Here is a 26418-nt window from a genome sequence, read left to right on the forward strand (position 1 = left end):
GCATCTGTGTGCCCCCGCCTGCTCTTTTGTAAAAATGGTTCGTGCTGCCTGCAAGGGCGGTGGGGGAGAACGAAAATATCCCACTATATGGAAGGAGCGATCCTATGAGAATCCTGTATGCTGCTTCGGAAGCTGCCCCTTTTGCAAAGTCCGGCGGTCTGGCCGACGTTGCGGGTGCCCTGCCCAAGGCTCTGGTCAAGGACGGCGTGGATGCCCGCGTCATTATGCCCCTGTACGGCGATTTGAAGTTCCGTGATACGCTGGAGTACGTGACCAATTATTCCGTCCCCGTGGGTTGGCGCAGCCAGTACTGCGGCCTGTTCAAGACCGAGTGGAACGGCGTGACCTACTACTTCCTGGACAACGAGTATTACTTCAAGCGCCGCGGCCTGTACGGCTTCTACGATGACGGCGAGCGTTTCGCCTTCTTCTCCCGCGCCGTTTTAGAGACCCTGTTCTACATCGATTTCACCCCCGATATCATCAACTGCAACGACTGGCAGACCGCTCTGGTGCCGGTGTACCTGAACCTGTACTATCGCCATCTGGATAAGTTCAACCGCATCAAGACCATCTTCACCATCCATAATATCGCTTATCAGGGCAAGTACGGCACCGACATTCTGGAGGACACCTGCGGCATCGGCCGCCGCGACCAGCACATCGTGGAGTACGATGGCTGCGCAAACTTCATGAAGGGTGCTTTCGAGACTGCCGATAAGATCACCACTGTCAGCCCCACCTATGCCATGGAGATCCTCGACCCGTGGTTCAGCTATGGTCTGGACGCCCTGCTGCGGGAGAAGCAGTACAAGCTGTGCGGCATCCTGAACGGCATCGATGTGGATTCCAACGATCCCGCTACGGATAAGAACATCCCCTTCAACTACGACATCACCAACTTTGAAGAGGGCAAGGCAAAGTGCAAGGAAGCCCTGCAGGATAAGTTCGGCCTGAACAAGGATGGCAGCCCCGTCTTTGCCATGGTCAGCCGCATGGTCGGCATGAAGGGCTTTGATCTGGTGCAGAGCATCGCCGATGGTCTGGTGGACCGCGGCATCGAGCTGGTCATTCTGGGCAGCGGCGAGAGCCAGTATGAGAACTTCTTCTCCGACCTGTGCGCACGCCATCCGGGCCGTGTTGGCACCTACATCGGCTTCGAGCCGGCCCTGTCGCAGGAGATCTACGCAGGCGCAGATGCCTTCATCATGCCTTCCAAGAGCGAGCCCTGCGGTCTGGCACAGATGGTGGCCTGCCGCTACGGCACGCCTCCCATCGTCCGCGAGACCGGCGGTCTGCGCGACTCCATCCACGACAGCACCATGGGCGAGGGCAACGGCTTTACCTTTGCGGGCTACAATGCCCATGAGCTGTATGTGGCCTGCTGCAACGCACAGAATGCTTACTATGACAAGGAGAACTGGAAGAACCTCGTGCACCACTGCATGGAGTGCGATTTCAGCTGGGATGTCTCCGCCAAGAGCTACGAGGGCCTGTACAACGAGACGGCAAACCTCTGGTAATGTCCTGAAAACTGCATAACGGCTGCCGCCCGGTTCCCAAAGAGCCGGGCGGCTTTTTTGCATTCTGCACAACAGATCCATCAAACTTTTGGTATTGATGTGCCCGCAGACGCACAAACTCCATACAGGGCGTACAGTTACGACATTGGTGTGAACAAACTATGAAATTTTACTAGAAAACAGTGGAAAATTGATTGAAAAAACGACCGGTTTGAATTATACTATCGTTATAAGATTTTTTGCTGACTGCAAATCCTTGGCAAAGAATCCAGAATCTGGCTTTTGCAAAGGCACATCACACAGGGAGGAAACGCAGGTTGAAGGGCTGGTATAAGGCACTGGAGGATCTTGTCTGGCTGACCCAGCTGGGCCTGAATATGCTGCTGCCGCTGGTCATGTGTCTGGGCGGTGCATGGTGGGCGGTGAACAACTGGAGCTGGCCGGAATGGGTGTTCCTGCCGGCCATCCTGTTGGGGCTTGCTGCCGGGGCACAGAACTTCTGGTATTTTGCAAAGGAACACATGGACCGCACCAAAAAGGAAAAACCAAAGCGGGTGGGGTTCAACTCGCATCAGTAAACTTAACAGGAGGTTTCCCTTTATGAAACTGCAGCCGGAATCCAAAAAGGAGCTGACCCGCATCGCCTGCGGCACGGCCATCTGTACCGCCGTCATGTGGGTGATCTTTGCAGCTCTGCACCTGGTTGGCTGGGTGAAATTTGACTATACCGTTGTTCTGGGCAGTCTCATCGGCGCGGCCGTGGCCATAGGCAACTTTGCGGGCATCTGCCTCGTATGCCAGAAGGTCATCGACGAGCAGGATGAGAAACGGCGCAAAGCGACATTGCAGGCTTCCTACAATGTCCGGATGCTTTTGCAGGCGGTGTGGATCATCGTTGCCATCGGGGCACCGGTGTTCCAGCCGTTTGCCGGTGTTCTGCCGCTGCTTTTCCCGCGTGTTACAATTTACTATCTGCAAATAACCGGCAAGTACAAGCCTCTTGCACCGGCCGGGCCTTCGGTGGATGTCTCTGTGGAGGACGACCCCGAACCCGCACCGGAGCCGGAAGCTGAACCCCGTGACGAAGGGGGTGAAACGTAACAAATGGAACTGAACGGCGCAAAGATCCTGTATACCATCCATACCGACATTCCCGTTCTGGGCGATTTCAAGATCACCCAGACCCTGGTCAGTACCTGGATCGTCATGGCGCTGCTTTCGGGTTTTGCCATCTGGCTGGGCAGCAACCTCAAGCTGGAAAATGTCTCAAAGCGGCAGGCCGCAGCTGAGTTCATCGTAGAACGGCTGGATCAGTTCGTGCACGACAACATGGGCCATCACTTTGATCAGTATATCCCGCTCATCGGCGCGATTTTCGCTCTGAGCATCGGCTGCAACCTCATCAGTGTCATCGGCCTGTGGAGCCCCACAGCCGACCTGAACACCGAGGCGGCGTGGGCCATCGTGGTGTTCGTGCTGATCATGTACTACAAGATCAAGACCAACGGCATCCTTTCCTACCTGAAAGGTCTTTTGGACCCCATCTTCATCATGGCACCCATCAATGTGCTGTCGGAGGTTTCCACCCCCGTCAGTATGGCGTTCCGTCACTTTGGCAATATCTTGTCCGGTACGGTCATCTCCACACTGCTGTACTGGGCGCTGGCAAGCCTGAGCCACGTCATTTTCGGCTGGCTGCCGGGTGCCTTGAGCCAGATCCAGCTGTTCCAGATCGGCATCCCGGCCTTTACGGGCCTGTATTTCGACTGGTTCGGCGGCTGTATTCAGGCGTTCATCTTCTGTACCCTGACCGCAATTTTCATCAAACGTGCTGCCGGTGAGGACTAAGCCCTCACAACGGCATCTCCCAAAACAAAAAACTTTTTTGGAGGACAAATCTTATGACTGACTTTCAGTACCTCGCTCGTGGTATCGCTCTGGCAGGCTGCGGCATCGGCGCAGGCTGCGCACTGATCGCAGGTATCGGCCCCGGTATCGGCGAAGGCAACGCAGCAGCTGCTGCCTGTGAAGCTGTGGGCCGTCAGCCCGAGTGCAAGAGCGACGTTACCAGCACCCTGATCCTGGGCGTTGCACTTTCCGAGACCACCGGTATTTACGGCTTCGTCACCGGCCTGCTGCTGATCTTCCTGGCACCCGGTATGTTCATGAAGTTCCTGGCATAAGCGGAACCTTTTACAAAATAACGAAAGGAGACGCTTATGGAACTGTACCAGGCGTTGATCACGCTGGACGGCTGGACCTTTCTGGCCCAGATCTGCAACCTGATGATCCAGCTGTTCATCTTCAAAAAGTTCCTGCTGAATCCGGTCAAAAACGTGATCGCAGAGCGCAAGGCGAAGGCAGACAGCCAGATCGCCGATGCCACCAAGCTGCGCACTGAAGCCGAAGCCATGAAGGCAGAGTACGAGCAAAACCTGCAGAATGCCCGCACCGAGGCCAACGAGATCGTTGCCAATGCGCAGAAGACGGCTACCGCCCGCGGCGAAGAGATCGTGGGCGAGGCCCGCGCGCAGGCTGCTGCCCTCAAGCAGAAGGCCGAAGCCGACATTGCGCAGGAGCGCAAGAAGGCCGTGAACGAGGTCAAGGACGAGATCGGCGGCATCGCCATGGAGATCGCCTCCAAGGTGGTGGAGCGTGAGATCAGCGAGAAGGACCACAAGGATCTGATCGACGAATTTATCAAAAATGTGGGTGAAGCATCATGACCGAGACTGCAAGGATGTACGGCGGAAGCCTGTACGATCTGGCGGCGGAGGAAGGGCTGGAGGCCCGCATTCTGGGTGAGCTGGACGAAGCCGTGGCGCTTTTTAAGGCAAACCCGGACTACCTGCATCTGCTCAGCACCCCCAGCATCCCGAAAAGAGAGCGCTGCGGCCTGCTGGATGAAGCACTGCGGGATCAGGTCCACCTCTATGTGCTGAACTTTTTGAAGATCCTGTGCGAGAAGGGCACCCTGCGGGAGCTGTCCGGCTGTGCACGGGCTTACCGTGTGCGCTACAATCAGGCACACGGCATTCTGGAAGCAACGGCGACCACTGCAGTGGCAATGACGGAACAGCAGGCAAAGAGCCTGCACGAAAAGCTGGAAAAGCTCACCGGCAAGACCATCGACCTGAAAACAAAGGTCGATCCGGCAGTGCTGGGCGGCATCCGGCTGGATATCGAAGGCACCGAGCTGGACGGCACGGTGCAGAACCGTCTGTCCGCCCTGCGCAGGGATATTGCTTCCGTGACACTGTGATCGAATTTCCACCCGAAAGATTTTTAAGAATTGAGTGGTGAACAAACAAAGATGCAACTGAAACCTGAAGAAATCTCCAAGATCATCCGTGCGCAGATCAAGCATTACGAAAATGCTATCGAGCAGAGCGAGACCGGCACGGTCATTATGGTGGGCGACGGCATCGCCCGCGCCAGTGGTCTGGAAAAGTGCATGGCAGGTGAGCTGCTTCAGTTTGATAACGGCGAATACGGCATGGCCCAGAATCTGGAGGAGAACACCGTCTCCATCGTTCTGCTGGGCTCCGACGTCGGTATCAAGGAAGGCAGCACTGTCAAGCGCACCGGCAAGGTGGTGTCCGTGCCGGTGGGCGAAGCAATGATCGGCCGCGTGGTCAACGCGCTGGGCCAGCCCATCGACGGCGCAGGCCCCATCGAGACCACCGAGTTCCGCGCCATTGAAAGCCGCGCTCCCGGCATCATCGACCGTCAGCCGGTCAAGGAGCCGCTGCAGACCGGCATCAAGGCCATCGACTCCATGATCCCCATTGGCCGCGGCCAGCGCGAGCTGATCATCGGCGACCGCCAGACCGGCAAGACCACCATCGCCTCCGATACCATCATCAACCAGAAGGGCAAGGACGTCATCTGCATTTACGTTGCCATCGGCCAGAAGCGCTCTACCGTGGCAAACCTTGTGCAGAGCCTGACCGAAGCCGGTGCCATGGGCTACACCATCGTGGTGTCCGCAACGGCATCCGAGCTTTCGCCCCTGCAGTATATCGCACCCTACTCCGGCTGTGCCATGGGCGAATATTTCATGCATCAGGGCAAGCACGTCCTCATCATCTACGACGATCTGTCCAAGCACGCCGTGGCCTACCGTGCACTGTCGCTGCTGATCCGCCGTCCCCCGGGACGTGAGGCTTACCCCGGCGACGTGTTCTATCTGCACTCCCGTCTGCTGGAACGCGCGGCCAAGCTCTCCAATGAGCTGGGCGGCGGCAGCCTGACGGCTCTGCCCATCATCGAGACGCAGGCGGGCGATGTTTCCGCCTACATCCCCACGAATGTCATTTCCATCACCGATGGTCAGATCTTCCTGGAGACGGAGCTGTTCCACTCCGGTGTCATGCCGGCAGTCAACCCCGGCATCTCGGTTTCCCGCGTGGGCGGCAATGCCCAGATCAAGGCCATGAAGAAGGTCGCCGGCACCCTGAAGCTGATCTACTCCCAGTACCGCGAGCTGCAGAGCTTTGCACAGTTCGGTTCCGATCTGGATGCCGACACCAAGGCCCGCCTTGCACAAGGTGAGCGCATCGTGGAAGTGCTCAAGCAGAACCGTTCCGCTCCCGTGCCTGTGGAAAAGCAGGTGGCCATCCTGTATGCGACCATTCACGATCACCTTGTGAAGGTCAAGGTGCCGGACGTGGCCGAGTATGAGAAGGGCCTGTACGAATATCTGGACAACAATGCTGCGGGTGCCGCCGTCATGGAGACCATCCGCACCACCGGCAATCTGGATAAGGATACCGAGGAGCAGCTTAAGAGCGTGCTCACAGCCTATACCGACAGCTTCGTCAAGGCGCACTAAGGAAGGAGGCGTAACGCAATGGCTGGTTCCATGAAGGACATCAAGCTGCGCATCAAAAGCGTAGAGAGCACCATGCAGATCACCAAGGCAATGGAACTGGTGGCTTCCTCCAAAATGCGCCGCGCCAAGGAACGGGTGGAGCACAGCCGCCCCTACTTTGAAACGCTGCATGAGACTTTGACCAAGATCGCCGCGGCCGACCCCCGCGCCCGCAACCCCTACCTGCGCCGTGACGAAGTGAAGCGCACCCTGCTCATCGTCATTGCAGGCGACCGCGGCCTTGCCGGTGGATACAATTCCAACGTGCTCAAGCAGGCCGGGGCCGAAGAAGGCGAAGTGCTGGTGCTGCCCATCGGCAAGCGCTCGGCAGAGTATTTCGTCCATCACGAGGTGCCCCTGTTCACGCAGGAAGTGCTGATGGCGGCAGATGTCTCGGTGGGCGAGTGCTTCCAGCTGTCCCGCCAGATCACGGAAGGATATCTCAAGGGCGAGTACGATGCGGTAAAGATCTGCTACACCCGGTTCGATTCCATGATGACCCAGACCGCAGCCACCATGGAGGTGCTGCCGCTGTCCATCGAACCCACCGAGCAGCAGAAGGCGGATGCCCGCCGCAGCCAGATCCTGTACAAGCCCAGCAGCGAGGAAGTATTCAGCGCGATCATCCCGGAGTATGTGGCAGGCATCGTCTACGGTGCCGTGTGCGAGAGCGTAGCCAGTGAGTTGGCAGCCCGCCGCACTGCCATGGATGCCGCCACCAAGAACGCCGGTGAGATGATCGACCATTTGAACCTGTATTATAACCGTGCCCGTCAGGCTGCCATCACGCAGGAGATTACCGAGATCGTGGCCGGCGCGGAGATTTAAAACCTATCAAAAAGGAGTTGTAGCCTATGTCCGAAAAACATATCGGCAAGGTGCTCCAGGTCATCGGCCCGGTGCTGGACATCCAGTTTGAGGATGGCCAGCTGCCGGAGCTGCTCAACGCCATCGAGATCGACAACCACGGCGAAAAGCTGGTGGTCGAGGTGGCACAGCACACCGGCGATAACGTGGTGCGCTGCATTGCAATGAACAGTACCGATGGTCTGGTGCGCGGCACCGAAGCCGTGGATACCGGCGAACCCATCAAAGTGCCCGTGGGCGACCAGTGTCTGGGCCGCGTGTTCAACCTGCTGGGTGAGCCCGTGGATAACAAGCCCGCCCCGGCCCCGGAGGCCTACTGGCCCATCCACCGCCCTGCTCCCAGCTACGAGGAGCAGCAGTCCACCACCGAGATCCTCGAGACCGGCATCAAGGTCGTGGACCTGATCTGCCCCTACGCAAAGGGCGGCAAGATCGGTCTGTTCGGCGGTGCAGGTGTCGGCAAGACGGTCCTGATCCAGGAGCTGATCTATAACATCGCCACCGAGCACAACGGCTACTCGGTGTTCACCGGCGTTGGCGAGCGCACCCGTGAGGGCAACGACCTGTACGGCGAAATGACCGAGAGCGGCGTTATCAACAAGACTGCGCTGGTCTATGGCCAGATGAACGAACCCCCGGGAGCCCGTATGCGCGTGGCACTGTCCGGCCTGACCATGGCGGAGTATTTCCGCGATGTGAAGAATCAGGATGTGCTGCTCTTCATCGATAACATCTTCCGCTTCACGCAGGCAGGCTCTGAGGTGTCCGCACTGCTGGGCCGTATGCCCTCCGCCGTTGGCTACCAGCCCACGCTGGCCACCGAGATGGGTGCTCTGCAGGAGCGCATCACCTCCACTCGCAAGGGCTCCATCACCTCGGTGCAGGCCGTCTATGTGCCCGCCGATGACCTGACCGACCCGGCCCCTGCCACCACCTTTACCCATCTGGATGCCACCACGGTCCTGAGCCGTGATATCGCTTCGCAGGGCATCTACCCCGCTGTGGACCCGCTGGATTCCACCAGCCGCATCCTCAGCCCGGAGGTCGTGGGTCAGGAGCACTACGAGATCGCCCGCGCCGTCCAGAAGGTGCTGCAGCGCTACAAGGAGCTGCAGGACATCATTGCCATCATGGGCATGGACGAGCTGAGCGAGGAAGACAAGCGCACGGTCAGCCGCGCCCGCAAGGTGCAGCGCTTCCTGAGCCAGAGCTTCCACGTGGCAGAGCAGTTCACCGGTATGCCCGGCCAGTATGTGCCGCTCAAGGAGACCCTGCGCGGCTTCAAGATGATCCTGAACGGCGAGTGCGACGAGCTGCCCGAGAGCGCATTCCTGTTCGCGGGCACCATCGATGACGTGTTCGCAAAAGCGAAGAAAGGGTAAACCATGACGACCTTTCATCTGACGGTGGTCACGCCGGACGGCTGCGCCTTTGACGGGCAGGCCGAGCGCATCGTCTGCCGCGCCATTGACGGCGATCTGGCCATCCTTGCCAAACACGGGGATTACTGCACCGCGCTGGGCATGGGCGAAGCCCATATCGTGGATGCCGAGGGCCAGCGCCGCCGCGCCGCCTGCATGGGCGGGCTGCTGAGCGTGCTGGATGGCGAAGTGCGTCTGGTCGCCACCACATGGGAGTGGGCCGAGGAGATCGATCAGGCCCGCGCTGAGGCTTCCAAGAAGCGCGCGGAGGAGATCCTTGCGAAGAAGAACCTCGACCAGAAGGACTACGAGCTGGCTCAGGCGCGTCTCAAGCGCGCACTGGTGCGTACCTCTATCCACTGAGACAAGAAAAAAGGAGCCATTGCACCAACTGTGCAGTGGCTCCTTTTGCGTGCAAAAAATGAAGTAGAAATTTACACCATGTTTGCCTTTTCGATCAGGCTGCGGATGTGGTGAGCCAGCATTTCAATGGCGGTGGTGTTCTCGCCGCCGTTGGGCACGATGATATCCGCATTGCGCTTGCTGGGCTCCACAAAGGCCTCGTGCATAGGCTTGACGGTGGTCAGGTACTGCTCGATCACGCTGTCCAGACTGCGTCCGCGCTCCTTCACGTCGCGTACCAGACGGCGCAGGATGCGCTCGTCGGCATCGGTATCCACAAAGATCTTGTAGTCGAACAGGGCGCACAGCTCCGGCTCCACAAAGGGCAGGATGCCTTCCACGATCAGCACCGGTGCGGGCTCGATGTGCTGTACCTTGTCGCTGCGGTTGTGGTTGGAGTAGTCGTACACCGGGCAGTCGATGGCGCGGCCTGCCTTCAGCTCCTGCAGATGGTAGATCAGTAAAGCGTTGTCAAAAGCATCCGGGTGGTCGTAGTTCAGCTTGCAGCGCTCCTCAAAGGGCAGCTCGTCGTGGCGCTTGTAATAGCTGTCGTGGGAGATCAGGCGCACTTCATCCTCGCCAAAACGCTCCTTCAGCCGCAGAGCAAGGGTGGTCTTGCCGCTGCCGGAGCCGCATGCAATGCCAATGATCAGATTATTCATAGGGGTCCCTCCTGCATCATCCTGCCGTTTTGGGTGGAAAAAAGGGCAGGAATGGATTATAATAGGTGCAAAGCTGCCTGTCCGGGACACAGCGCCGGGCGGGCTTGTTCCTGTACATCATAACACAAACCGGCACATTTTTACAGTCCCGGGGGCTGCAAATGTGGGAGAAAAGGAAAAATGCCATGCAGAAAAAACAGTTTCAGCAAAATATGAAGGACAAGGTCCGGGTGTTTGAGGATGGCGGCATCCGCCTGCTCAAACGGGGACAGAAGGGCGTGGTACACGCTATTTTCAGCCGTTTTGGCCTAGTGCTGGTTCTGCTGCTTTTACAGGCGTTCGCGCTGTTCAGCCTGCTGCAGTGGTTCGGCGGGCTGCTGCCGCATTATTTTGGCGGCACCCTGCTGGTAACAGCGGCAATGATGGTCTATCTGCTCAATCAGGACATGGACAACAGCGTGCGCATTACATGGCTGGTGGTCACAGCGCTGATGCCGGTGCTGGGCGTGCCGCTGTTCTGGTACACCAAAAGTGATGTGGGCCACAATGCCCTGAAGCGCCGCCTGCTGGATCTGGAGGGCCAGACCCGCGCCCAGCTGCCGCAGAATGAGCAGACCGTGGAGCTTTTGCAGGCGCAGGCACCCGAAGCGATGCCGCTGGCACGGTATCTGCGGGGCAAGGGAGGCGGCTTTCCGGTCTATGCCGACACGGTGGCCACCTACTTCAACGGCGGCGAAGCTATGTTCGATGAAATGCTGCGCCAGCTGGAAACGGCAAAAAAATACATCTTTCTGGAATATTTCATCGTGGATGAAGGCCTGATGTGGGGCCGCATTCTGGAAGTGCTGGCCCGCAAGGCGGCGCAGGGGGTGGATGTGCGGGTGATGTATGACGGCACCTGCGAGTTCTCCACCCTGCCGCGGGATTACCCCAGCCGGCTGGAAGCGCTGGGCATCCAGTGCAAGGTGTTCTCGCCGGTCACGCCCTTCGTTTCCACTCACTACAACTACCGCGACCACCGCAAAATTCTGGTCATTGATGGCCAGGTGGGCTTTACCGGCGGCGTGAATCTGGCAGATGAGTACATCAACCACATCGAAAAGTATGGCCGCTGGAAGGACTCGGCCCTGATGCTGGAAGGCGAAGGTGTGCGCTCCATGACGGCGCTGTTCCTGCAGATGTGGTGCATCCTGCGTCAGCCGGAGTTTGAGCAGTTCCTGTCCGATCCCATCCCGGCGGCAGCAAACGCCAAGGGCTTTGTGGTGCCCTACGGAGACTGCCCGCTGGACGGTGAGCGGGTGGGCGAAATGGTGTACATGGATATGCTCAACCGCGCCCGGAAGTATGTGCACATCATCACGCCGTATCTGATTTTAGACGGCGAGCTGGAAACGGCCCTGCGCTTTGCGGCAGAGCGCGGTGTGGATGTGCACCTGATCCTGCCCGGCAAGCCGGATAAGTGGTTCGTTTATGCACTGGCCAAGACCCACTACAAGGCGCTGATTTCTTCGGGTGTGAAGATCAGCGAGTGGCAGCCCGGCTTTACCCATGCGAAGATCGTGATCGCCGACGGCGTGGAAGCTGTGGCGGGCACCATCAATCTGGACTACCGCAGCCTGTACCATCACTTTGAAAACGCGGTCTGGATGCGCGGCACCGACTGCATTGCCAACATGGAAGCGGATTTTCAGGATACGCTCACCCGGTGCCGCAGGGTGGAGCAGACGAAAGAAAGCATCTGGCAGGGCAAAAAGCTGCTGCATCTGGCGGGCATCCTGCTCAAGTTTATTGCGCCGCTGGTGTGAAAGACTCCTTCCGCCATGGCTGCGTAAGCAGACAGGAGAAGCTCTGAATACAAAAAGGCCCGCTGCCTTTCGACAGCGGGCCTTTTGTTACCGATTTAAATAAAAATCAGCGCTTAGTTCTGCTTCATGCGAGCGAAGCAGTCAGAGCAGTAGACCGGACGGTCCTCACGGGGCTGGAAGGGGACCTTGCAAGCCTTGCCGCAAGCTGCGCAGACAGCATCGAACATCTGACGCTCACCGCTGTTGCTGCGTGCGCCGCCGTTCTTGCGGGCGTCACGGCAGGGCTTGCAGCGCTGGGGCTGATTCTCGAAGCCGCGAGATGCGTAGAACTCCTGCTCACCAGCAGTCCAAACAAATTCCTTACCGCAGTCCTTGCAGACCAGAGTCTTGTCTTCAAACATAGTAGTATCTCCTCTTTAGTTAGTTCTTGCCCACGGAAGGATTGTAACCATACCTTTGGTTTTGGGACCATCGCGCTGATCAGTAAGCTTACCAGGGGCTTGAATGAATGGACGTCCTCCAATTGAGGACTTTTCTATTGTACCGTTCTTTTTGAAATTTGTCAACCAAAAAACAACCATTCGCCTTGCTATTTGTATAGATAGCACAATCCGACAGGGCTGATTTGGGTAAAATAACTGCCGGAAGATGAAAAAGGGGCTGCCGCACATTCCGTGCAGCAGCCCCTGCAAAGCCCTTTGGAAAACGGTTACTTCTCGACGACTTCCTTGGTGTCGCGGGCGATCATCAGCTCCTCGTCGGTAGCAATGACCAGAGTGCGCACCTTTGCGCCCCAGGCAGTGATCTCGCACACATCGCCCACGGGGTGCTTGTTCTTCTCGGTATCGATGCGGATGCCCAGCCAATCCATGTGGTGGCAGACCTTTGCACGGGCAATTGCGTCGTGCTCGCCGATGCCGCCGGTGAAGACGATGGCATCCACGCCGCCCATTGCAGCGATGTAAGCGCCAACGGTCTTCTTGATCTGGTAGTTCAGCATGTCGGAAGCCAGCTGTGCGCGCTTGTTGCCGGCAGCAGCTGCCTCTTCCACGTCACGCTTGTCGCTGGAAACACCGGAGATGCCCAGCAGGCCGGACTTCTTGTTCAGGATCTCGTCCAGCTCGTGGCCGGTGATGTTCAGGGTGTACTTCAGGTAGTTGACCACAGAGGGGTCCAGGTCGCCGCAGCGGGTGCCCATCATCAGGCCGGCCAGCGGGGTCATGCCCATGGAGGTGTCCACGACCTTGCCCTGATCCACAGCGGCAATGGAGGAACCGTTGCCCAGATGGCAGGTGATCAGCTTCAGGCGCTCAATGGGCTCTTCCAGATACTCGGCAGCCTTGTGCGCAACGTACTTGTGGCTGGTGCCGTGGAAGCCGTAGCGGCGCACGCCGTACTTCTCATAGTACTCATACGGAATGGCGTACATATAAGCCTTCGGAGGCATGGTGCTGTGGAAAGCGGTATCGAACACAGCCACCATGGGGATGTTGCCGAACACCTTGCGTGCGGCCTCGATGCCCAGAATGCCGGCGGGGTTGTGCAGGGGAGCCAGAGGGCTCAGCTCGCGGATGGTCTCGATGACCTCGTCGGTGATCAGGCAGCTCTCCTTGAACTTCTCGCCGCCGTGCACGACACGGTGACCGATGGCATCGATCTCGCTCACGTCGTTGATGCACTTGCCTTCGCCGGTGGTCATCTTCTTCACGACCTCGGCAAATGCCTCGGTGTGGGTGGGGAAGATGGCGGGCGTGGTGGCCTTGTGGCCGTTTGCCTCATGGGTGATCATGCTGCTTTCCATGCCAATGCGCTCGCACAGGCCCTTGCACAGCACCTTCTCGCCGTCCATATCGATCAGCTGATACTTCAGAGAAGAAGAGCCGCAGTTAATAACCAGAACTTTCATCTGTGTTGCCTCCTGTATGTTTTTGGTCTGCCCTCTTTTTAAACCTGAGGACAGAATTTTACAGATTCCTGTGTTTATTATATAATAGGGTGGGCGGCTTTTCAAGCCGCAACCCGGGCAAAGCGGTAAAGCTTGTGTACAAGGTTTTTGTACATCCTGCCCACAAATGCGCAAAACCACTGCAGTTTTCTGTATATACGATATAAATTTAACAATCTTTCCGAGGGCGCAGCAGCCCTGCAGAGGAGCTCATCTATGAAATTTGCCGGTATCATTGCAGAGTACGACCCCTTTCACAACGGCCATGCATGGCAGCTGGCGCAGGCAAAAGCGCTGGGAGCACAGCATGTGGCGGTGGCCATGAGCTGCGGGCTGACCCAGCGCGGCGCACTGCCGCTGCTGCCGGAAACGGTGCGGGTGCAGGCCGCCCTGCAGTGCGGGGCAGATCTGATATTTGCGCTGCCTGCGCCCTGTGCCTGTGCGGGGGCAGAGGCTTTTGCCCGGGCGGGGGTGCGCATCCTTGCCGCCGCCGGGTGCGATGCGCTGGTGTTCGGGGCAGAGATGCCGGACGCAGCCCTGCTGATGGAAGCTGCCCGGGTGCTGTGCAGCGCAGCCTACCGCACCGAGCTGAAACGCCAGCTTGCAGCCGGTGCCCGCAGCTTTGCGGCTGCGCGGCAGGCGGCGGTGGAAACGCTCTGCCCGGGCACGGCACTGGCCGCGCTGCTGGATAAGCCCAACAACAATCTGGCAGTGGAATACTGCAAGGCCATTCTGGAACAGGAGGCACCCATGACCCCGGTGCCGCTGCCCCGCGTGGGGGCGGGCCACGGGCAGGCCCTTGCCGAAAGCGGCCACGCACAGTTTGCCAGCGCCAGCGCGCTGCGTGCCCTCTGGGCAGAGCAGGGCGCGGATGCGCTGACTCCTTATGTGCCGGAAAAAGCACTGGAGCTGTATAAAAAAGCGGAAATTGACGGAATGTATACCGACTATGCCGCTGCGGGCCGGTGCGAGCTGGCTCTGCTGCGGGCGGCCTGTGCCCGGCCGGAAGCTTTTGCCGCAGTGCGGGGTGTTTCCGAGGGGCTTGACCACCGGCTGGAAAACGCCGTGCGCAGCTGCACCGGCCTGCCCCAGCTGCTGGACGCGCTGACCACTGTGCGCTACCCCCGGGCGCGGATGCGCCGCCTTGCCATGGATGCCGCACTGGGCTATACGGCAGATACCGTGCCCGCTCTGCCGCCCTATCTGCACCTGCTGGGGGCAAGGCGGGAAGCACTTGTGCTGCTGAAGCATGCAGCCCTGCCGGTGAGCCACTCGCTGGCAAAGCTGGAAAAAGAAAACGATGCCTGCGCCCGCATGGCGGCGGCACAGGCAGGAGCCAGCGATTTTGGCGCACTGTGCCGCCGGGTGCCCGGGCCGATGGGCAGAGCATATCGTCAAAAAATTATCTTTTTGACGAATTGACAAAAAATAATCGAAAAAAATTTATGCAGAAACACTTGTGCCCGGACGGTTTGTGGTGTATGATTAAAGCAATGCAATGTTGGATACAACAAATGAGAATGAAATCGGAAAACCGCACGCAATAAGGAGGAAACTTCATGGCACTTCATGTTCTGGACGAAGCCAACCGCTGTCTGGGCTGCAAAAAGCCGCTGTGCCAGCAGGGCTGCCCCATCCACACCAACATCCCGGAGGTCATTCGGCTGCTCAAGGCAAACCAGATGGACGAAGCTGGCAGGATGCTGTTTGAGAATAACCCGCTGACCACCGTTTGTGCGTTGGTGTGCAACCACGAGAACCAATGCGAGGGCCACTGCGTGCGCAACCGGATGCCCAGCCACGACCCGGTGCACTTCTCCATTATTGAGGACTACATTTCCACGACCTACGCCAACAAAATGACCGCCGGCCCTGCCCCCAAAAACGGCATGAAGGCGGCAGTCGTTGGCTCCGGCCCGGCGGGCCTGACCATTGCGGTGCTGCTGGCACGCTGGGGCTACGATGTGACCATCTTTGATGCCCGCGATAAAATTGGCGGCGTCATGCGCTACGGTATCCCCAACTATCGCCTGCCGGACAGCGTGCTGGACGATTTCCAGTACCGCCATCTGGAGCTGAAGGGCATCAAGGTGCGGCCCAACACCACCATCGGCAAGACCATCACCATCGATGATCTGTTCCGCGACGGCTACAAGAGCGTGTTCATCGGTGCCGGTCTGTGGAAGGCCAACGCCATGCATATCAAGGGCGAAACTTTGGGAAATGTAGCTTTTGGCATCGACTATCTGGCAAACTCCAAGGCGTTCCGTCTGGGCAGCGATATTGCCGTGATCGGCGTGGGCAACTCTGCCATGGACTGCGCCCGCACCGCCATCCGCAACGGTGCCCGCCACGTCACCTGCTATGCCCGCCGCGACGAGAGCTGCATCAGCGCCTCCGAGTACGAGGTGAGCTATGCAAAGCTGGAGGGCGTGGGCTTCCGCTTCTGCAAAGCACCGGTGGAGATCCGGGAGAACGGCCTGATCTGCCGCGATACCGTCAAGGGCGAAGATGGCAGGTTCACTCAGGTGGAGGGCAGTGAGATTTTCTACCCCCACACCGGCGTGATCGTGTCGGTCAGTCAGGGCTCGGAGAGCAACCTCGTCAAGACCACCACCGGCATCGAGACCAACCAGAAGGGTCTGCTCACCGTCAGCGAGGACGGCAGCACCACCCGCGAGGGCGTATTTGCCGGCGGCGATGCCGTGATGGGCGCACGCACCGTGGTGGAGGCGGTGGCTGTGGCCAAGAAGGTGGCCGAATCCATGGATGCCTACATGAAGAGCCTGCCTGCAGAAGAAGTGGCTGACCCCTATGCCAATATCCCGGTGTTCCAGACCCCCACTTCGGACGTGCTGGCAAAGCAGGAGATCTGACGAAATAAAGACAAACTTGGAAGAAACTGTAAAGCTTCTGCGTCTTTGCCGATCTTTGCCGCTCCGTTTGTTGACGGGGCGGCTTTTGCCTTGTATACTATTCATATACTTACTCCTGATTTGTACAAACTGGATATAAAACGGTGAAAGGCGGTGGACGCTATCCTGAAAGCATCCCTCCCGAAACTGCGGGAAAAATTATTGGAAGCGCTGCAGGCAGTGCTGCCCATTGCAGCCATCGTGCTGGTGCTCTGTTTTACCATTGCGCCGGTGTCGCCCAGCATCCTGCTGTGCTTTTTGCTGGGTGCCGCCATGATCGTGGTGGGCATCATGTTCTTCACACTGGGCGCGGAGATGAGCATGACCCCCATGGGCGAGCGCGTGGGTGCGGTGATCACCAAAAGCCGGAAGCTGCCGGTGATCTTGGGCATCGGCTTTCTGCTGGGCTTCCTCATCACCATTTCGGAGCCGGACCTGCAGGTGCTGGCAAATCAGGTGCCCTCCATCCCGAACCGCACCCTTATTTTATCGGTGGCGGCGGGCGTGGGCCTGTTTCTGGTGTTTGCCTTCCTGCGTATGCTCATTGGCATCTCGCTGCCAAAGCTGCTGGTGCTGTTCTACGGCATGATCTTTCTTCTGGCGGCGTTTGTGCCCAAGGAATTTCTTGCTGTGGCCTTTGACTCCGGTGGTGTGACCACCGGCCCCATGACTGTGCCCTTTATCATGGCGCTGGGCGTGGGTGTTTCGTCCATCCGCGGCGACCGCCACGCGGCGGACGACAGCTTTGGTCTGGTGGCCATGTGTTCCATCGGCCCCATTCTGGCAGTGCTCATTCTGGGCATCGTGTTCCGCGCCTCGGACAGCACCTATATCCCGCCGGTGCTGCCGGAGGTGAGCGACTCGGTGGAGCTGTGGCAGCTGTTCCATGTCAGCCTGCCTACGTATCTGGAAGAGATCGCTGTCTCGCTGCTGCCCATCATTGTGATGTTCGGCATTTTTCAATTTGCGGCTCTGCACATGGACCGCCGGTCGCTGGGCCGCATTGCGGTGGGTCTTGCGTATACCTACGTGGGCCTTGTGCTGTTCCTCACCGGCGCAAATGTGGGCTTTATGCCCGCCGGTAATTATCTGGGTCAGGTGCTGGCCGGGCAGAGCTTCCGCTGGATCATCATTCCCATTGGAATGCTCATCGGTTACTTCATCGTCAAGGCCGAGCCGGCCGTCTATGTGCTGAACAAGCAAGTGGAAGAGGTGACCGACGGTGCCATTTCGGCCAAGGCCATGGGCATGGCACTCTCGGCAGGTGTTTCCATCTCGGTGGGCCTTGCCATGGTGCGGGTGCTCACCGGTATTTCCATTTTGTGGTTCCTCGTGCCGGGCTATGTGTTTGCCATCGGCATCTCCTTTGTGGTGCCAAAGCTCTTCACAGCCATCGCGTTTGACGCGGGCGGTGTGGCTTCCGGCCCCATGACGGCTACCTTCCTGTTGCCGCTGGCACAGGGCGCATGCGTAGCGGTGGGAGGCAACATCGTCACCGACGCTTTCGGCGTGGTGGCGATGGTCGCCATGACGCCGCTCATCACGGTGCAGCTGATGGGCCTTGTGGCACAGCTGCGCACCCGCAAGGCCCGGCGGCTGCAGCCTGCGGCCGTGGGTGAGGCCTTTGCCGGACTGCCGGACGATGATATCATTGAACTGTAAGGAGGGTGCGGTATGAGTACATTGTTTTTGCTGGTCACCATCACCGACCGCCGCTCCACCGATGCCTTTCTGCAGCTGTATGAGAGCCACGGCGTGAATGTGAGCCTGCGCACTGTGGGCAGCGGCACCGCCGTGCGGGAAACGCTGGCCACGCTGGGTCTGGAAAAGACCGAGAAGGCGGTGCTGCTGGCGGTGGTGACAGAGGATACATGGAAGGCCGTCCGGACAGACCTGCGCCGCAAAATGCGCATCGACGTGCCGGGCACCGGCATTGCATTCACGGTGCCGCTGAGCAGCATCGGCGGCAGAAGGGCGCTGATGTTCCTCACCCAGCACCAGCCGCTGACATTGAAGGAGGAGAGCACCTTGAAGGATACCCGTTACGAACTGCTGCTGGTGATCGCCAATCAGGGCCACACCGGCACCATTATGGATGCCGCCCGCGCCGCAGGTGCCGGCGGTGGCACGGTGATCCACGCCAAGGGTACCGGCATGGAAGGCGCAGCCCAGTTCCTTGGCGTGGAGCTGGTGAACGAAAAGGAGCTGGTGCTCATCGTGGCCCGCACGCCGGAAAAGAACCGCATCATGAAAGCCATCATGGACGGTGCCGGGCCAAAGGCGGGTGCGATCGTGTTCTCGCTGCCGGTGACGGATACCGCCGGTCTGCGTCTGCTGGAGGACGAGGAACCGGTGCAGGAGACCTCTGCGCAGTAAACAACAAAATGTAATTTATTCCGGGATTATTCCGCATTTATGGGCGAAACGCTTGATAAATGCGGATTTTTTCGTTATCATAAAAGAAAGAAATTCAAGAACGAGGGACAAAAGATGATAAAGCTTTCATATGAGCAGCAGATCGCATTCAATTCGCTGTCCATCATCGTGGGCAATGCACTGTATGCGCTCACGGTGGTGCTGTTTCTTGTGCCGTCAGGCCTGATCACCGGCGGTGCCACCGGCATCGCACTGGGCATCAACCGTGCATTGGGACTGCCGGTGTCCGGTGTGTTGTTCGTCATCAACATGACCATGCTTACGGTGGGCTGGGTGCTGCTGGGGCGGCGCTTTGCCATCACCACCATTGCCAGCACCGTGCTCAGCCCCCTGTTTCTGGCTCTGTGGGAGCGGGTGTTCACAGGCTTTGTGCTCACCGATGATCTGGTGCTCAACACCATTTTTGCAGGCCTCGGCGTAGGCGTTTCGCTGGGCATCACCATCCGGGCAGGCGCATCCACCGGCGGCATGGACATCCCTCCGCTGGTGCTGAACAAATATTTCCACATCCCGGTGTCGGCCAGTATGCTGGTGTTCGATATGCTCATCCTCTGCCTGCAGGCGGCGTTCAGCCCGCTGCAGCAGTGTCTGTACGGTATCGTGATGGTGATCGTGTATACGGTGGTGCTGGACAAGGTGCTCATCTTCGGCACTACCCGCACCGAGGTAAAGATCATCAGCCAGCACGCCGATGATATCCGCGAAGCCATCTTCATCCAGCTGGACCGCGGCGTGACTGTGCTGCATGGCGAGGGAGGCTACAGCCACGAGCCGGAGCAGGTGCTGCTGAGCATCGTGAGCAACCGCCAGCTGCCGAAGCTGGAAAAGCTGGCCCATGCCATCGACCCCACCTGCTTTATGATCGTGAGCCATGTGACCGAGGTGAGCGGGCGCGGCTTCTCGCTGGAAAAGAACTATCAGGCGTGACGGGGAGGGCTTTAAGGAAAGCGGATTTTCCGCAAGGCTCTTGCAAAACAGGCATGGTTTGGGGTATAGTATAGAAAGACGGTAGGTTTTACCGCAAAAGACCCCCCATACAGAAAGGAAAACCATCATGTTTGATATTTTCAATATGCTCAAGAAGGAAGAACACAAGGACGCAAAGCAGGTGACCCGCGAGACCATCATCGGCGATATCCTGGATATGGACCAGACCACCGCTCCCTACTTCATGGAGATCGGCATGCACTGTCTGGGCTGCCCTGCATCCCGCGGCGAGAGCATCGAGGAGGCCTGTGCTGTCCACGGCGTGGACTGCGATGAGCTGATCGAAAAGCTGAACGAGCATCTGGCCGCAAAGAAGGCATAAATTGCTGCCCACACTGGATGCGCGTCTGGCTGCCGCCGCAGAGCTTGTGCGGCCGGGAGAGCCGGTGGCGGACATCGGCTGCGACCACGGCAAGCTGACGGCGGTGCTGGCGGCTTCGGGAAAATACCCGAAGGTGATCGGTGCCGACCTGCGGCCCGGCCCGCTGGCAAAGGCAGAGCAGACGCTGGAACATGCAGGCTGTAAAGACCGCGCTGAGCTTCGGCTTGGCGACGGTCTTTCTGTGCTTACGGAGAACGAAGTAGGCAGCATCGTGCTGGCGGGCGTTTCCGCCCAGACCACTTGGGAAATTTTAGAGAAAGCCCCGTGGGTGTTCACCGTGGGAGGGCCGCGGATCATCATGATCCCGGCCACCCGCCACGACGCGCTGCGCCGCTGGTTGTGGGAGCATGGCTTCTCCTTTGCAGCCGACCGCCCGGTGCAGGCGGCGGGCCGCTGGTACGCGGTGATGGCGGCGGAGTACACCGGCAGGGTGTATGCGCCCACCTTTGCCGAGTGCCTGTTTGGCAGTACGGGAGAGTGGCCCGAGGGAAAAGGCTACGCCGACTGGCAGAAGGCAAAGCTGCCCCGGATGCGCCTTGGCGTGCCGGATGGCAGTCCGCTTGCGCAGGAAATCGATAGTTTATTAGCTGGCTTGCCCTTTCAGGCCGCTTCGCGTCCAGCTCTCCCAAAGGGAGAGCCTTTGGCAAAATGATGAACGTTGCATGGAATGCCAAGGCCTCTCACCATGGGAGAGGTGGCATTGCGTAAGCAATGACGGAGAGGGCGAGGATGGTGAAGATATGATAACAGTTAATCAGATATACGAAGCAATGCAGGCCATCGCGCCGCTGGAACTGGCCGAAAGCTGGGACAATCCCGGCCTGCTGGTGGACTGCGGCGGCGCGGTGCACCGTGTGCTGACGGCGCTGGACATCACCCCTGAGGTGGTGGAGGAAGCCGCCGCAAAGCAGTGTGAGATGATCGTGTCCCACCACCCGGTCATTTTTGACCCGCTCAAAAGGCTTGGCCCGCAGGATGTGCCGTTCCAGCTGGTGCAGGCGGGCATTTCTGCCATCTGTATGCACACCAATCTGGATGCTGCCGAGGGCGGCGTGAACGAAGTGCTGGCAGGCATCTTTGACATGAAGAATATGGAAACCTTTGCCGAGGGCTGCGGCCGTGTGGGAGCCATTGAAGAAATCGCGGTTCCGGAGCTTGCCCGCAAGGCACAGCAGGAGCTTGCTGCGCGCTGCAACCAGCCGAAGAACGGCCCGGCGGTGCAGGTGAAGTTTGTGGATGCGGGTAAGCCGGTCAAGCGCTTGGCGGTCATCAGCGGTGCGGGCGGAAGCCTGTTTGCAGATGCCATTGCTATGGGCGCGGACTGCCTGCTGACCGGTGAAGCCAACCACCACCACGCCATCGATGCCAAGCGGCTGGGCCTTTCGCTCATTGCGGCGGGCCACTATGCCACCGAATTTCCGGTGACTGCCGCCGTGGCTGCAAAGCTGCGCGCCGCCCTGCCGGAGCTGGAAGTGCTGGTGAGCACTGAAAACCGGGATCCGTATACGTATTTATAAGAAAAGCTGCAATAAGGTGAACGGCCTCGCCCTCTCAGTCTCGCATCTGCTCGACAGCTCTCCCAAGGGGAGAGCCCTTGGCAAAACCATGAACCTTGCGTAGACTGCCAAAGCCTCTCACTTTGGGAGAGGTGGCACGGCGTTAGCCGTGACGGAGAGGGCGAGGCCGCTTAAAATAAAAGAATTTCCATTCCAAATCATAAACGAGGTAAACACTATGGCACTGGATGCCGCGACACTGGCCCTTACGGCAGCAGAGCTCAAAGCAACGCTGACCGACGCCAAGATCGCAAAACTATTTGAACCCACCCGCGATGAGCTGGTGCTCACCCTGCGCACCCGCACCGATACCTATGCGCTGCTGCTTTCGGCCCGCAGCGGTTCTGCCCGGGTGTGCCTGACCGAAGAAAGCTTTGAAAACCCGGAGACGCCGCCCTCCTTCTGCATGCTGATGCGCAAGCACCTGACCGGCGGCAGGCTGCTGGATGTGCACATGGAGCCGGGAGACCGCATCGTCTACTTTGATTTCCAGTGCACCAACGAGATGGGCGACCTTGTGCGCAACACCCTGTGTGCCGAGCTGATGGGCCGCTACTCCAATCTGGTTCTGGTGCAGAACGGCAAGATCATTGACGCACTCAAGCGCGTGGATTTTGAGGACAGCGATGTGCGCCAGCTGCTGCCGGGCCTGCCCTACACCACGCCGCCCAAGCCTGCAAGACCGGACTTCCTGCTGGTGAGCAGTGCGTCCATCGTGGCAGCAGCCTGCCAGAGAGATCTGCCGGTGGCAGATGCCCTCAACAAGACCGTGGCCGGTGTTGGCCCGGTGGTCTGCCGCGAAGCTGCATGGCGTGCCTTTGACGGCGAACATCTGCCCGCCAATGAGCTGACCGAGGAACAGAAGCGCAAGCTTATGGCCGCCATCGACGAGCTGAAGGAAGAGCACGCAACCGGCGGTACGCCCTGCAGCGTCACCGACCCCAGCGGAAAGCCCATCGAGTATACCTTTTTCCGCCCGCAGCAGTACGGCGAAAAGTATATAATAAAGGAATGGCCCTCCTTCAACGCCATGCTGGAGGGCTACTACGCTGAGAAGGACCGCGCGGAACGCCTGCGCACCAAAAGCAAGGAGCTGCACAAGGCCGTGCACAATATGTACGAGCGCGCCGTGCGCAAGCAGGCCGCCCGTCAGGAAGAGCTTGCTGCCAGCGGCAAGAGCGAAAAGCTGCGTCTGTACGGTGAGCTGCTCTCGGCAAACCTCTATCTGGCCCAGAAGGGCATGAAGAGCATCACCGTGCCCAACTGGTACGACGAGGGCAAGGAAGTGACCATCCCGCTGGACCTGCGGTTCACACCCAGCCAGAACGCTCAGAACTTCTTCAAGAACTACAAAAAGAAGCAGACCGCCGCCCGGATGCTGGTGGACCTGCTGGCAGAGGGTGAAAAGGAGATCGCCTATCTGGAAACGGTGCTCTACGAGGTGGAGTCCGCTTCCGGTGAAGCGGCCCTCAACGAGATCCGGGCAGAGCTGAAGAGTCAGGGCTACCTGAAATACTACAAGCAGCGGGATAAGCGCCAGAAGCCTGCAGACTTCCTGCGGTTCACTTCCACCGATGGCTTTGAGATCCTGGTGGGCCGCAACAACGCCCAGAACGACAAGCTCACCCTCCACACCGCCCGGGGCAAAGACCTGTGGTTCCATGTGCAGAAGGCCCCCGGCAGCCACGTTGTGGTCATGAGCCGGGGCGAGGAGATCCCGGACACCACCAAGCAGGAGGCCGCCGAGCTGGCAGTCATCTATTCCAGCACCTACAAGGCGGGCACCGGTGCCAAGGTGGCGGTGGACACCACTGAGGTGAAGAACATCTGGAAAGCCAGCGGTGCCAAACCCGGCATGGTGCTGTACGAGGTGTACACCACCGTCTACATCACGCCCCGGGATGGGCTGGAGGAGCAGCTGAAGAAAAAGTAAAAACGAACTCCTTCAGGCGCTTACGCGCCAGCTCCCTCACGGAGGGAGCCCTTGGCAGTACGGAAAAGTTTCCCTCTTTGCCAAGGGCTCTCCCTTTGGGAGAGCTGGCAAAGCCGACAGGCTTTGACTGAGAGGGCGAGGACGGTAGTGCTCCGGCCCTGCTTTTTATTATATATGTATAAAAGCGGCAGAACAGCCCATACTAAGCACTGCGCAGCGGGCGCGGCAGAGTTTTCCACCGGCAGAAAAGTCTGCGGATTGTGCATCTTGCACAGAAAATGCGCTCTTTGACAAAACGGAGAAAATAAAAAAGAAAATTCGTTCTTTTTTCTAAAAAACACTTGCCAAATGCACGAAGGTGTGATAGAATAACTCTCGGCTGCAAAGGGCTTGTGCGATACAAGTCGTGCAGGCCAGCGATATGCGTAGATGCGGGAGGTTGTCATCCGGCGATAGCTGCGATGGGTTATTTCCGCGGAGTATGTCCGATCTTAGAACCGGGCGAAAGAATTACTGACAGCGATGGAATACGTTCCCTCGGCAGAGAAGTTACTCCTCTGCGAAACGGGCGGAACCAATGTTCGGATTTGATTTGCTAATATGTTTCCGGGAGAACTGCCATGCGGTTCACCGGTTTTTATAGTGCCAAATCGAGGAACACCCGGAACTGTGTAGAGCAATTTATCGGCTCGCCTAGGGCAAAATCAATTTTTTCAGGAGGCGTAAGCAATGGCAGTCAAAGAGAAAATCAGAATCCGTCTGCAGAGCTATGATGCTCAGCTGATCGATGCCGCAGCAGAGAAGATCGTGGAGACCGCAAAGCACACCGGTGCACGCGTGTCCGGCCCCATCCCCCTGCCCACCGATCGTGAGATCGTTACCGTTCTGCGCGCTACCCACAAGTACAAGGATAGCCGCGAGCAGTTCGAGAGCCGCACTCATAAGCGTCTGATCGACATTCTGAAGCCGTCCAACAAGACGGTCGAGGCTCTGATGAGCCTCCAGCTCCCCGCTGGCGTGGACATCGAGATCAAGCTGTAAAAGACACTCGATCAAATTCGATGCCCTCGTTTCCCGAGGGGTCATGTTGGCAGTGACGTGCGCTGCCAACCAATAACCTTTACAGGAGGAAAAGAAAATGGTTAAAGGCATTATCGGCAAGAAAGTCGGTATGACCCAGCTGTTCGACGCGAACGGCAAGGTCGTCCCCGTCACCGTCATCGAGGCTGGTCCCTGCACCGTCGTGCAGAAGAAGACCGTCGAGAGCGATGGCTACCAGGCTGTTCAGCTGGGCTTCGGCGAGGTTTCCGCCAAGAAGGTCAACAAGGCAGCTGCAGGCCACTTCAAGAAGGCAAACGTTGCCCCCAAGAAGACCCTGCGCGAGTTCCGTCTGGAAGATGTTTCCGCAATGAACGTTGGCGACGTGCTGAAGGCTGATGTCTTCGCAGAGGGCGACAAGGTGGACGTTGTGGGCGTTTCCAAGGGCAAGGGCTACCAGGGCGTTATCAAGCGCTACGGTCAGCACCGTCTGCGTGAGAGCCACGGCACCGGTCCTGTTGCTCGTCATGCAGGTTCTAACGGTTCCACTTCTACCCCTGCTCGCGTGTTCCCCGGCAAGCGCCTGCCCGGCCACATGGGCTTTGTGCGCGTCACCGTGCAGAACCTGACTGTTGTCAAGGTTGACACCGAGAACAATCTGATCGCTGTCAAGGGTGCGGTCCCCGGTTCCAAGGGCACCATCATCACTCTGGCCAACAGCGTGAAGGCGTAAGGAGGAAAGCTACAATGGCAAAGTTTAACGTAGTCGATATGAACGGTCAGCATGTTAGCGAGATCGAGCTTTCCGACGCCGTGTTCGGTATCACCCCGAACGAGAAGGCTGTCCACATTGCTGTGGTGAACTTCCTGGCCAACCAGCGTCAGGGCACCCAGAACACCAAGATCCGCATGGAAGTTTCCGGCGGCGGCAAGAAGCCCTGGCGTCAGAAGGGCACCGGCCACGCTCGTCAGGGTTCCATCCGTGCACCGCAGTGGACTCACGGCGGCGTCGCTCTGGGCCCCAAGCCCCGCAGCTACAACTACCACATCAACAACAAGGTCAAGCGTCTGGCTCTGCTGAGCGTGTTGTCCGACAAGGCTGCCAATGGCAACATGGTCGTTGTTGACAAGTTCGCTTGCGATGAGTACAAGACCAAGACCGTGGTTGCAATGCTGAACGCTGTTGGTGCCGGCAAGAAGAACCTGCTGGTCAACGAGACTGTCGATGCAAAGTTCGTCAAGAGCGCTGGCAACATTGCCGGTGTGAAGACCACCTTCGCAGGCAGCGTGAACACCTACGATGTGCTGAACGCCGACAAGCTGATCATCAGCGTCGACGCAGCTAAGAAGCTCGAGGAGGTGCTTGGCTAATGAAAACCGCACATGATATCATCCTGAAGCCGGTCATTACCGAGAACTCCATGGCTGGCATCGCTGACAAGAAGTACACCTTCAAGGTCGCTACCGATGCTACCAAGGTCGAGATCGCTCAGGCCGTTGAGGTCCTGTTCCCGGGCGCTAAGGTCGCAAAGGTCAACACCATCTCTGTGCGCGGCCGTTTCCGCCGCCAGGGTATGCACGCCGGTTACACCGCTGCATCCAAGAAGGCTATCGTGACCCTGACCAAGGACTCCAAGGAGATCGAGTTCTTCAACAGCATGGTCTAAGCCGAA

The 26418-nt window shown here is 58.6% G+C and carries 28 protein-coding genes; 25 read left to right on the forward strand and 3 right to left on the reverse strand.

The features are described from left to right. Window positions 1–104 precede the first annotated feature (104 nt). The 11 genes from DXA66_RS02180 to atpC all read left to right on the forward strand — a co-directional run bounded on the left by DXA66_RS02180 (window position 105) and on the right by atpC (window position 9047). Window positions 105–1523 carry a glycogen synthase gene (locus tag DXA66_RS02180; RefSeq protein ID WP_118526555.1) on the forward strand — a complete coding sequence of 473 codons (1419 nt, stop codon included), beginning with the start codon at window positions 105–107 and terminating at the stop codon, window positions 1521–1523. 317 nt (window positions 1524–1840) lie between these two features. Then, window positions 1841–2101 carry an AtpZ/AtpI family protein gene (locus DXA66_RS02185; RefSeq protein ID WP_044953278.1) on the forward strand — a complete coding sequence of 87 codons (261 nt, stop codon included), beginning with the start codon at window positions 1841–1843 and terminating at the stop codon, window positions 2099–2101. Window positions 2102–2123: 22 nt separating this feature from the next. Then, a complete protein-coding gene (locus DXA66_RS02190; protein WP_005938105.1) occupies window positions 2124–2624 on the forward strand; it encodes an ATP synthase subunit I in 501 nt (166 codons plus the stop codon). Between the two features lie 3 nt (window positions 2625–2627). Beyond that, window positions 2628–3371, forward strand: a complete 744-nt coding sequence (locus DXA66_RS02195) for a F0F1 ATP synthase subunit A (protein ID WP_118526557.1) — start codon at window positions 2628–2630, stop codon at window positions 3369–3371. Between the two features lie 53 nt (window positions 3372–3424). Continuing rightward, complete coding sequence (atpE, locus tag DXA66_RS02200; protein WP_005930278.1) at window positions 3425–3706, forward strand: ATP synthase F0 subunit C; 282 nt, start codon at window positions 3425–3427, stop codon at window positions 3704–3706. A gap of 36 nt (window positions 3707–3742) precedes the next feature. Continuing rightward, complete coding sequence (gene atpF, locus DXA66_RS02205; RefSeq protein ID WP_005938099.1) at window positions 3743–4249, forward strand: F0F1 ATP synthase subunit B; 507 nt, start codon at window positions 3743–3745, stop codon at window positions 4247–4249. After that, entirely contained in the window at window positions 4246–4785 is a 540-nt protein-coding gene (gene atpH, locus DXA66_RS02210; protein WP_097774384.1) for an ATP synthase F1 subunit delta, read from the forward strand. Before atpF ends, atpH begins: the two co-directional genes overlap by 4 nt. Before the next feature lie 51 nt (window positions 4786–4836). Then, window positions 4837–6357 (forward strand): F0F1 ATP synthase subunit alpha, encoded by a 1521-nt coding sequence (atpA, locus tag DXA66_RS02215; protein WP_097774385.1) that lies wholly within the window; start codon window positions 4837–4839, stop codon window positions 6355–6357. Window positions 6358–6375: 18 nt separating this feature from the next. Then, complete coding sequence (gene atpG, locus DXA66_RS02220; RefSeq protein WP_118526559.1) at window positions 6376–7224, forward strand: ATP synthase F1 subunit gamma; 849 nt, start codon at window positions 6376–6378, stop codon at window positions 7222–7224. A 26-nt stretch (window positions 7225–7250) separates the two neighbouring features. After that, complete coding sequence (atpD, locus tag DXA66_RS02225) at window positions 7251–8645, forward strand: F0F1 ATP synthase subunit beta (RefSeq protein ID WP_005938088.1); 1395 nt, start codon at window positions 7251–7253, stop codon at window positions 8643–8645. A gap of 3 nt (window positions 8646–8648) precedes the next feature. Next, window positions 8649–9047 carry an ATP synthase F1 subunit epsilon gene (gene atpC, locus DXA66_RS02230; protein WP_118526561.1) on the forward strand — a complete coding sequence of 133 codons (399 nt, stop codon included), beginning with the start codon at window positions 8649–8651 and terminating at the stop codon, window positions 9045–9047. A gap of 71 nt (window positions 9048–9118) precedes the next feature. Here the strand turns inward: atpC and udk are convergent, their stop codons facing one another. Then, window positions 9119–9748 carry a uridine kinase gene (udk, locus tag DXA66_RS02235; RefSeq protein ID WP_118526563.1) on the reverse strand — a complete coding sequence of 210 codons (630 nt, stop codon included), beginning with the start codon at window positions 9746–9748 and terminating at the stop codon, window positions 9119–9121. Window positions 9749–9933: 185 nt separating this feature from the next. Between udk and DXA66_RS02240 the strand changes: the two genes are divergently transcribed. Continuing rightward, entirely contained in the window at window positions 9934–11553 is a 1620-nt protein-coding gene (locus DXA66_RS02240; protein ID WP_118526565.1) for a phosphatidylserine/phosphatidylglycerophosphate/cardiolipin synthase family protein, read from the forward strand. Between the two features lie 113 nt (window positions 11554–11666). On the opposite strand, the gene DXA66_RS02245 is transcribed toward DXA66_RS02240, so the two are convergent. Continuing rightward, window positions 11667–11954, reverse strand: coding sequence for a zinc-ribbon domain containing protein (locus tag DXA66_RS02245; RefSeq protein WP_005921120.1), 288 nt, complete (start codon window positions 11952–11954; stop codon window positions 11667–11669). Between the two features lie 308 nt (window positions 11955–12262). Further along, a complete protein-coding gene (locus DXA66_RS02250) occupies window positions 12263–13459 on the reverse strand; it encodes an acetate/propionate family kinase (RefSeq protein ID WP_097777135.1) in 1197 nt (398 codons plus the stop codon). A gap of 255 nt (window positions 13460–13714) precedes the next feature. Here DXA66_RS02250 and DXA66_RS02255 point away from each other — a divergent pair, with 255 nt between their 5' ends. The 13 genes from DXA66_RS02255 (at window position 13715) to rplW (ending at window position 26412) form a co-directional block, all read left to right on the forward strand. Further along, a complete protein-coding gene (locus DXA66_RS02255) occupies window positions 13715–14920 on the forward strand; it encodes a nucleotidyltransferase family protein (RefSeq protein ID WP_118526567.1) in 1206 nt (401 codons plus the stop codon). A gap of 137 nt (window positions 14921–15057) precedes the next feature. Continuing rightward, window positions 15058–16374, forward strand: coding sequence for an NAD(P)-dependent oxidoreductase (locus DXA66_RS02260; protein ID WP_118526569.1), 1317 nt, complete (start codon window positions 15058–15060; stop codon window positions 16372–16374). Between the two features lie 153 nt (window positions 16375–16527). Beyond that, on the forward strand, window positions 16528–18075 hold the full coding sequence (locus tag DXA66_RS02265; protein WP_118526571.1) for a DUF1538 domain-containing protein: 1548 nt from the start codon (window positions 16528–16530) through the stop codon (window positions 18073–18075). Between the two features lie 12 nt (window positions 18076–18087). Beyond that, window positions 18088–18789, forward strand: a complete 702-nt coding sequence (locus DXA66_RS02270) for a P-II family nitrogen regulator (RefSeq protein ID WP_118526573.1) — start codon at window positions 18088–18090, stop codon at window positions 18787–18789. Between the two features lie 114 nt (window positions 18790–18903). Then, a complete protein-coding gene (locus DXA66_RS02275; protein ID WP_165852911.1) occupies window positions 18904–19776 on the forward strand; it encodes a YitT family protein in 873 nt (290 codons plus the stop codon). A gap of 127 nt (window positions 19777–19903) precedes the next feature. Beyond that, window positions 19904–20158, forward strand: coding sequence for a DUF1858 domain-containing protein (locus DXA66_RS02280; RefSeq protein WP_005938058.1), 255 nt, complete (start codon window positions 19904–19906; stop codon window positions 20156–20158). 1 nt (window position 20159) lies between these two features. Then, on the forward strand, window positions 20160–20870 hold the full coding sequence (locus DXA66_RS02285) for a class I SAM-dependent methyltransferase (protein WP_118526577.1): 711 nt from the start codon (window positions 20160–20162) through the stop codon (window positions 20868–20870). A gap of 88 nt (window positions 20871–20958) precedes the next feature. After that, the gene (locus DXA66_RS02290; protein ID WP_118526579.1) at window positions 20959–21735 is read left to right on the forward strand and encodes a Nif3-like dinuclear metal center hexameric protein; all 777 of its coding nucleotides are present in this window, start codon (window positions 20959–20961) and stop codon (window positions 21733–21735) included. Between the two features lie 217 nt (window positions 21736–21952). Continuing rightward, window positions 21953–23707 (forward strand): NFACT family protein, encoded by a 1755-nt coding sequence (locus DXA66_RS02295; protein ID WP_118526581.1) that lies wholly within the window; start codon window positions 21953–21955, stop codon window positions 23705–23707. Window positions 23708–24436: 729 nt separating this feature from the next. Next, window positions 24437–24748, forward strand: coding sequence for a 30S ribosomal protein S10 (gene rpsJ, locus DXA66_RS02300; RefSeq protein WP_005934923.1), 312 nt, complete (start codon window positions 24437–24439; stop codon window positions 24746–24748). Between the two features lie 97 nt (window positions 24749–24845). Next, complete coding sequence (gene rplC, locus DXA66_RS02305; protein WP_005938036.1) at window positions 24846–25478, forward strand: 50S ribosomal protein L3; 633 nt, start codon at window positions 24846–24848, stop codon at window positions 25476–25478. Window positions 25479–25492: 14 nt separating this feature from the next. Continuing rightward, complete coding sequence (gene rplD / locus DXA66_RS02310) at window positions 25493–26116, forward strand: 50S ribosomal protein L4 (protein ID WP_005938033.1); 624 nt, start codon at window positions 25493–25495, stop codon at window positions 26114–26116. Beyond that, window positions 26116–26412, forward strand: coding sequence for a 50S ribosomal protein L23 (rplW, locus tag DXA66_RS02315; protein ID WP_005938030.1), 297 nt, complete (start codon window positions 26116–26118; stop codon window positions 26410–26412). The genes rplD and rplW overlap by 1 nt, the downstream gene beginning before the upstream one ends. Window positions 26413–26418 lie beyond the last annotated feature (6 nt).

This window comes from Faecalibacterium sp. OF03-6AC (assembly GCF_003478175.1).
In the GTDB taxonomy this organism is placed as follows: domain Bacteria; phylum Bacillota; class Clostridia; order Oscillospirales; family Ruminococcaceae; genus Faecalibacterium; species Faecalibacterium taiwanense.

Coding starts and splice junctions, on each gene's coding strand:
- rplD (WP_005938033.1), top strand. CDS start 25,493: ATGGCAAAGTTTAACGTAGTCGATATGAACGGTCAGCATGTTAGCGAG.
- atpA (WP_097774385.1), top strand. CDS start 4,837: ATGCAACTGAAACCTGAAGAAATCTCCAAGATCATCCGTGCGCAGATC.
- DXA66_RS02290 (WP_118526579.1), top strand. CDS start 20,959: ATGATAACAGTTAATCAGATATACGAAGCAATGCAGGCCATCGCGCCG.
- DXA66_RS02260 (WP_118526569.1), top strand. CDS start 15,058: ATGGCACTTCATGTTCTGGACGAAGCCAACCGCTGTCTGGGCTGCAAA.
- DXA66_RS02250 (WP_097777135.1), bottom strand. CDS start 13,459: ATGAAAGTTCTGGTTATTAACTGCGGCTCTTCTTCTCTGAAGTATCAG.
- atpD (WP_005938088.1), top strand. CDS start 7,251: ATGTCCGAAAAACATATCGGCAAGGTGCTCCAGGTCATCGGCCCGGTG.
- DXA66_RS02245 (WP_005921120.1), bottom strand. CDS start 11,954: ATGTTTGAAGACAAGACTCTGGTCTGCAAGGACTGCGGTAAGGAATTT.
- atpC (WP_118526561.1), top strand. CDS start 8,649: ATGACGACCTTTCATCTGACGGTGGTCACGCCGGACGGCTGCGCCTTT.
- DXA66_RS02190 (WP_005938105.1), top strand. CDS start 2,124: ATGAAACTGCAGCCGGAATCCAAAAAGGAGCTGACCCGCATCGCCTGC.
- DXA66_RS02295 (WP_118526581.1), top strand. CDS start 21,953: ATGGCACTGGATGCCGCGACACTGGCCCTTACGGCAGCAGAGCTCAAA.
- DXA66_RS02240 (WP_118526565.1), top strand. CDS start 9,934: ATGCAGAAAAAACAGTTTCAGCAAAATATGAAGGACAAGGTCCGGGTG.
- atpE (WP_005930278.1), top strand. CDS start 3,425: ATGACTGACTTTCAGTACCTCGCTCGTGGTATCGCTCTGGCAGGCTGC.
- DXA66_RS02180 (WP_118526555.1), top strand. CDS start 105: ATGAGAATCCTGTATGCTGCTTCGGAAGCTGCCCCTTTTGCAAAGTCC.
- rplW (WP_005938030.1), top strand. CDS start 26,116: ATGAAAACCGCACATGATATCATCCTGAAGCCGGTCATTACCGAGAAC.
- rplC (WP_005938036.1), top strand. CDS start 24,846: ATGGTTAAAGGCATTATCGGCAAGAAAGTCGGTATGACCCAGCTGTTC.
- atpH (WP_097774384.1), top strand. CDS start 4,246: ATGACCGAGACTGCAAGGATGTACGGCGGAAGCCTGTACGATCTGGCG.
- DXA66_RS02275 (WP_165852911.1), top strand. CDS start 18,904: ATGATAAAGCTTTCATATGAGCAGCAGATCGCATTCAATTCGCTGTCC.
- DXA66_RS02270 (WP_118526573.1), top strand. CDS start 18,088: ATGAGTACATTGTTTTTGCTGGTCACCATCACCGACCGCCGCTCCACC.
- DXA66_RS02280 (WP_005938058.1), top strand. CDS start 19,904: ATGTTTGATATTTTCAATATGCTCAAGAAGGAAGAACACAAGGACGCA.
- atpG (WP_118526559.1), top strand. CDS start 6,376: ATGGCTGGTTCCATGAAGGACATCAAGCTGCGCATCAAAAGCGTAGAG.
- rpsJ (WP_005934923.1), top strand. CDS start 24,437: ATGGCAGTCAAAGAGAAAATCAGAATCCGTCTGCAGAGCTATGATGCT.
- atpF (WP_005938099.1), top strand. CDS start 3,743: ATGGAACTGTACCAGGCGTTGATCACGCTGGACGGCTGGACCTTTCTG.
- DXA66_RS02255 (WP_118526567.1), top strand. CDS start 13,715: ATGAAATTTGCCGGTATCATTGCAGAGTACGACCCCTTTCACAACGGC.
- udk (WP_118526563.1), bottom strand. CDS start 9,748: ATGAATAATCTGATCATTGGCATTGCATGCGGCTCCGGCAGCGGCAAG.
- DXA66_RS02195 (WP_118526557.1), top strand. CDS start 2,628: ATGGAACTGAACGGCGCAAAGATCCTGTATACCATCCATACCGACATT.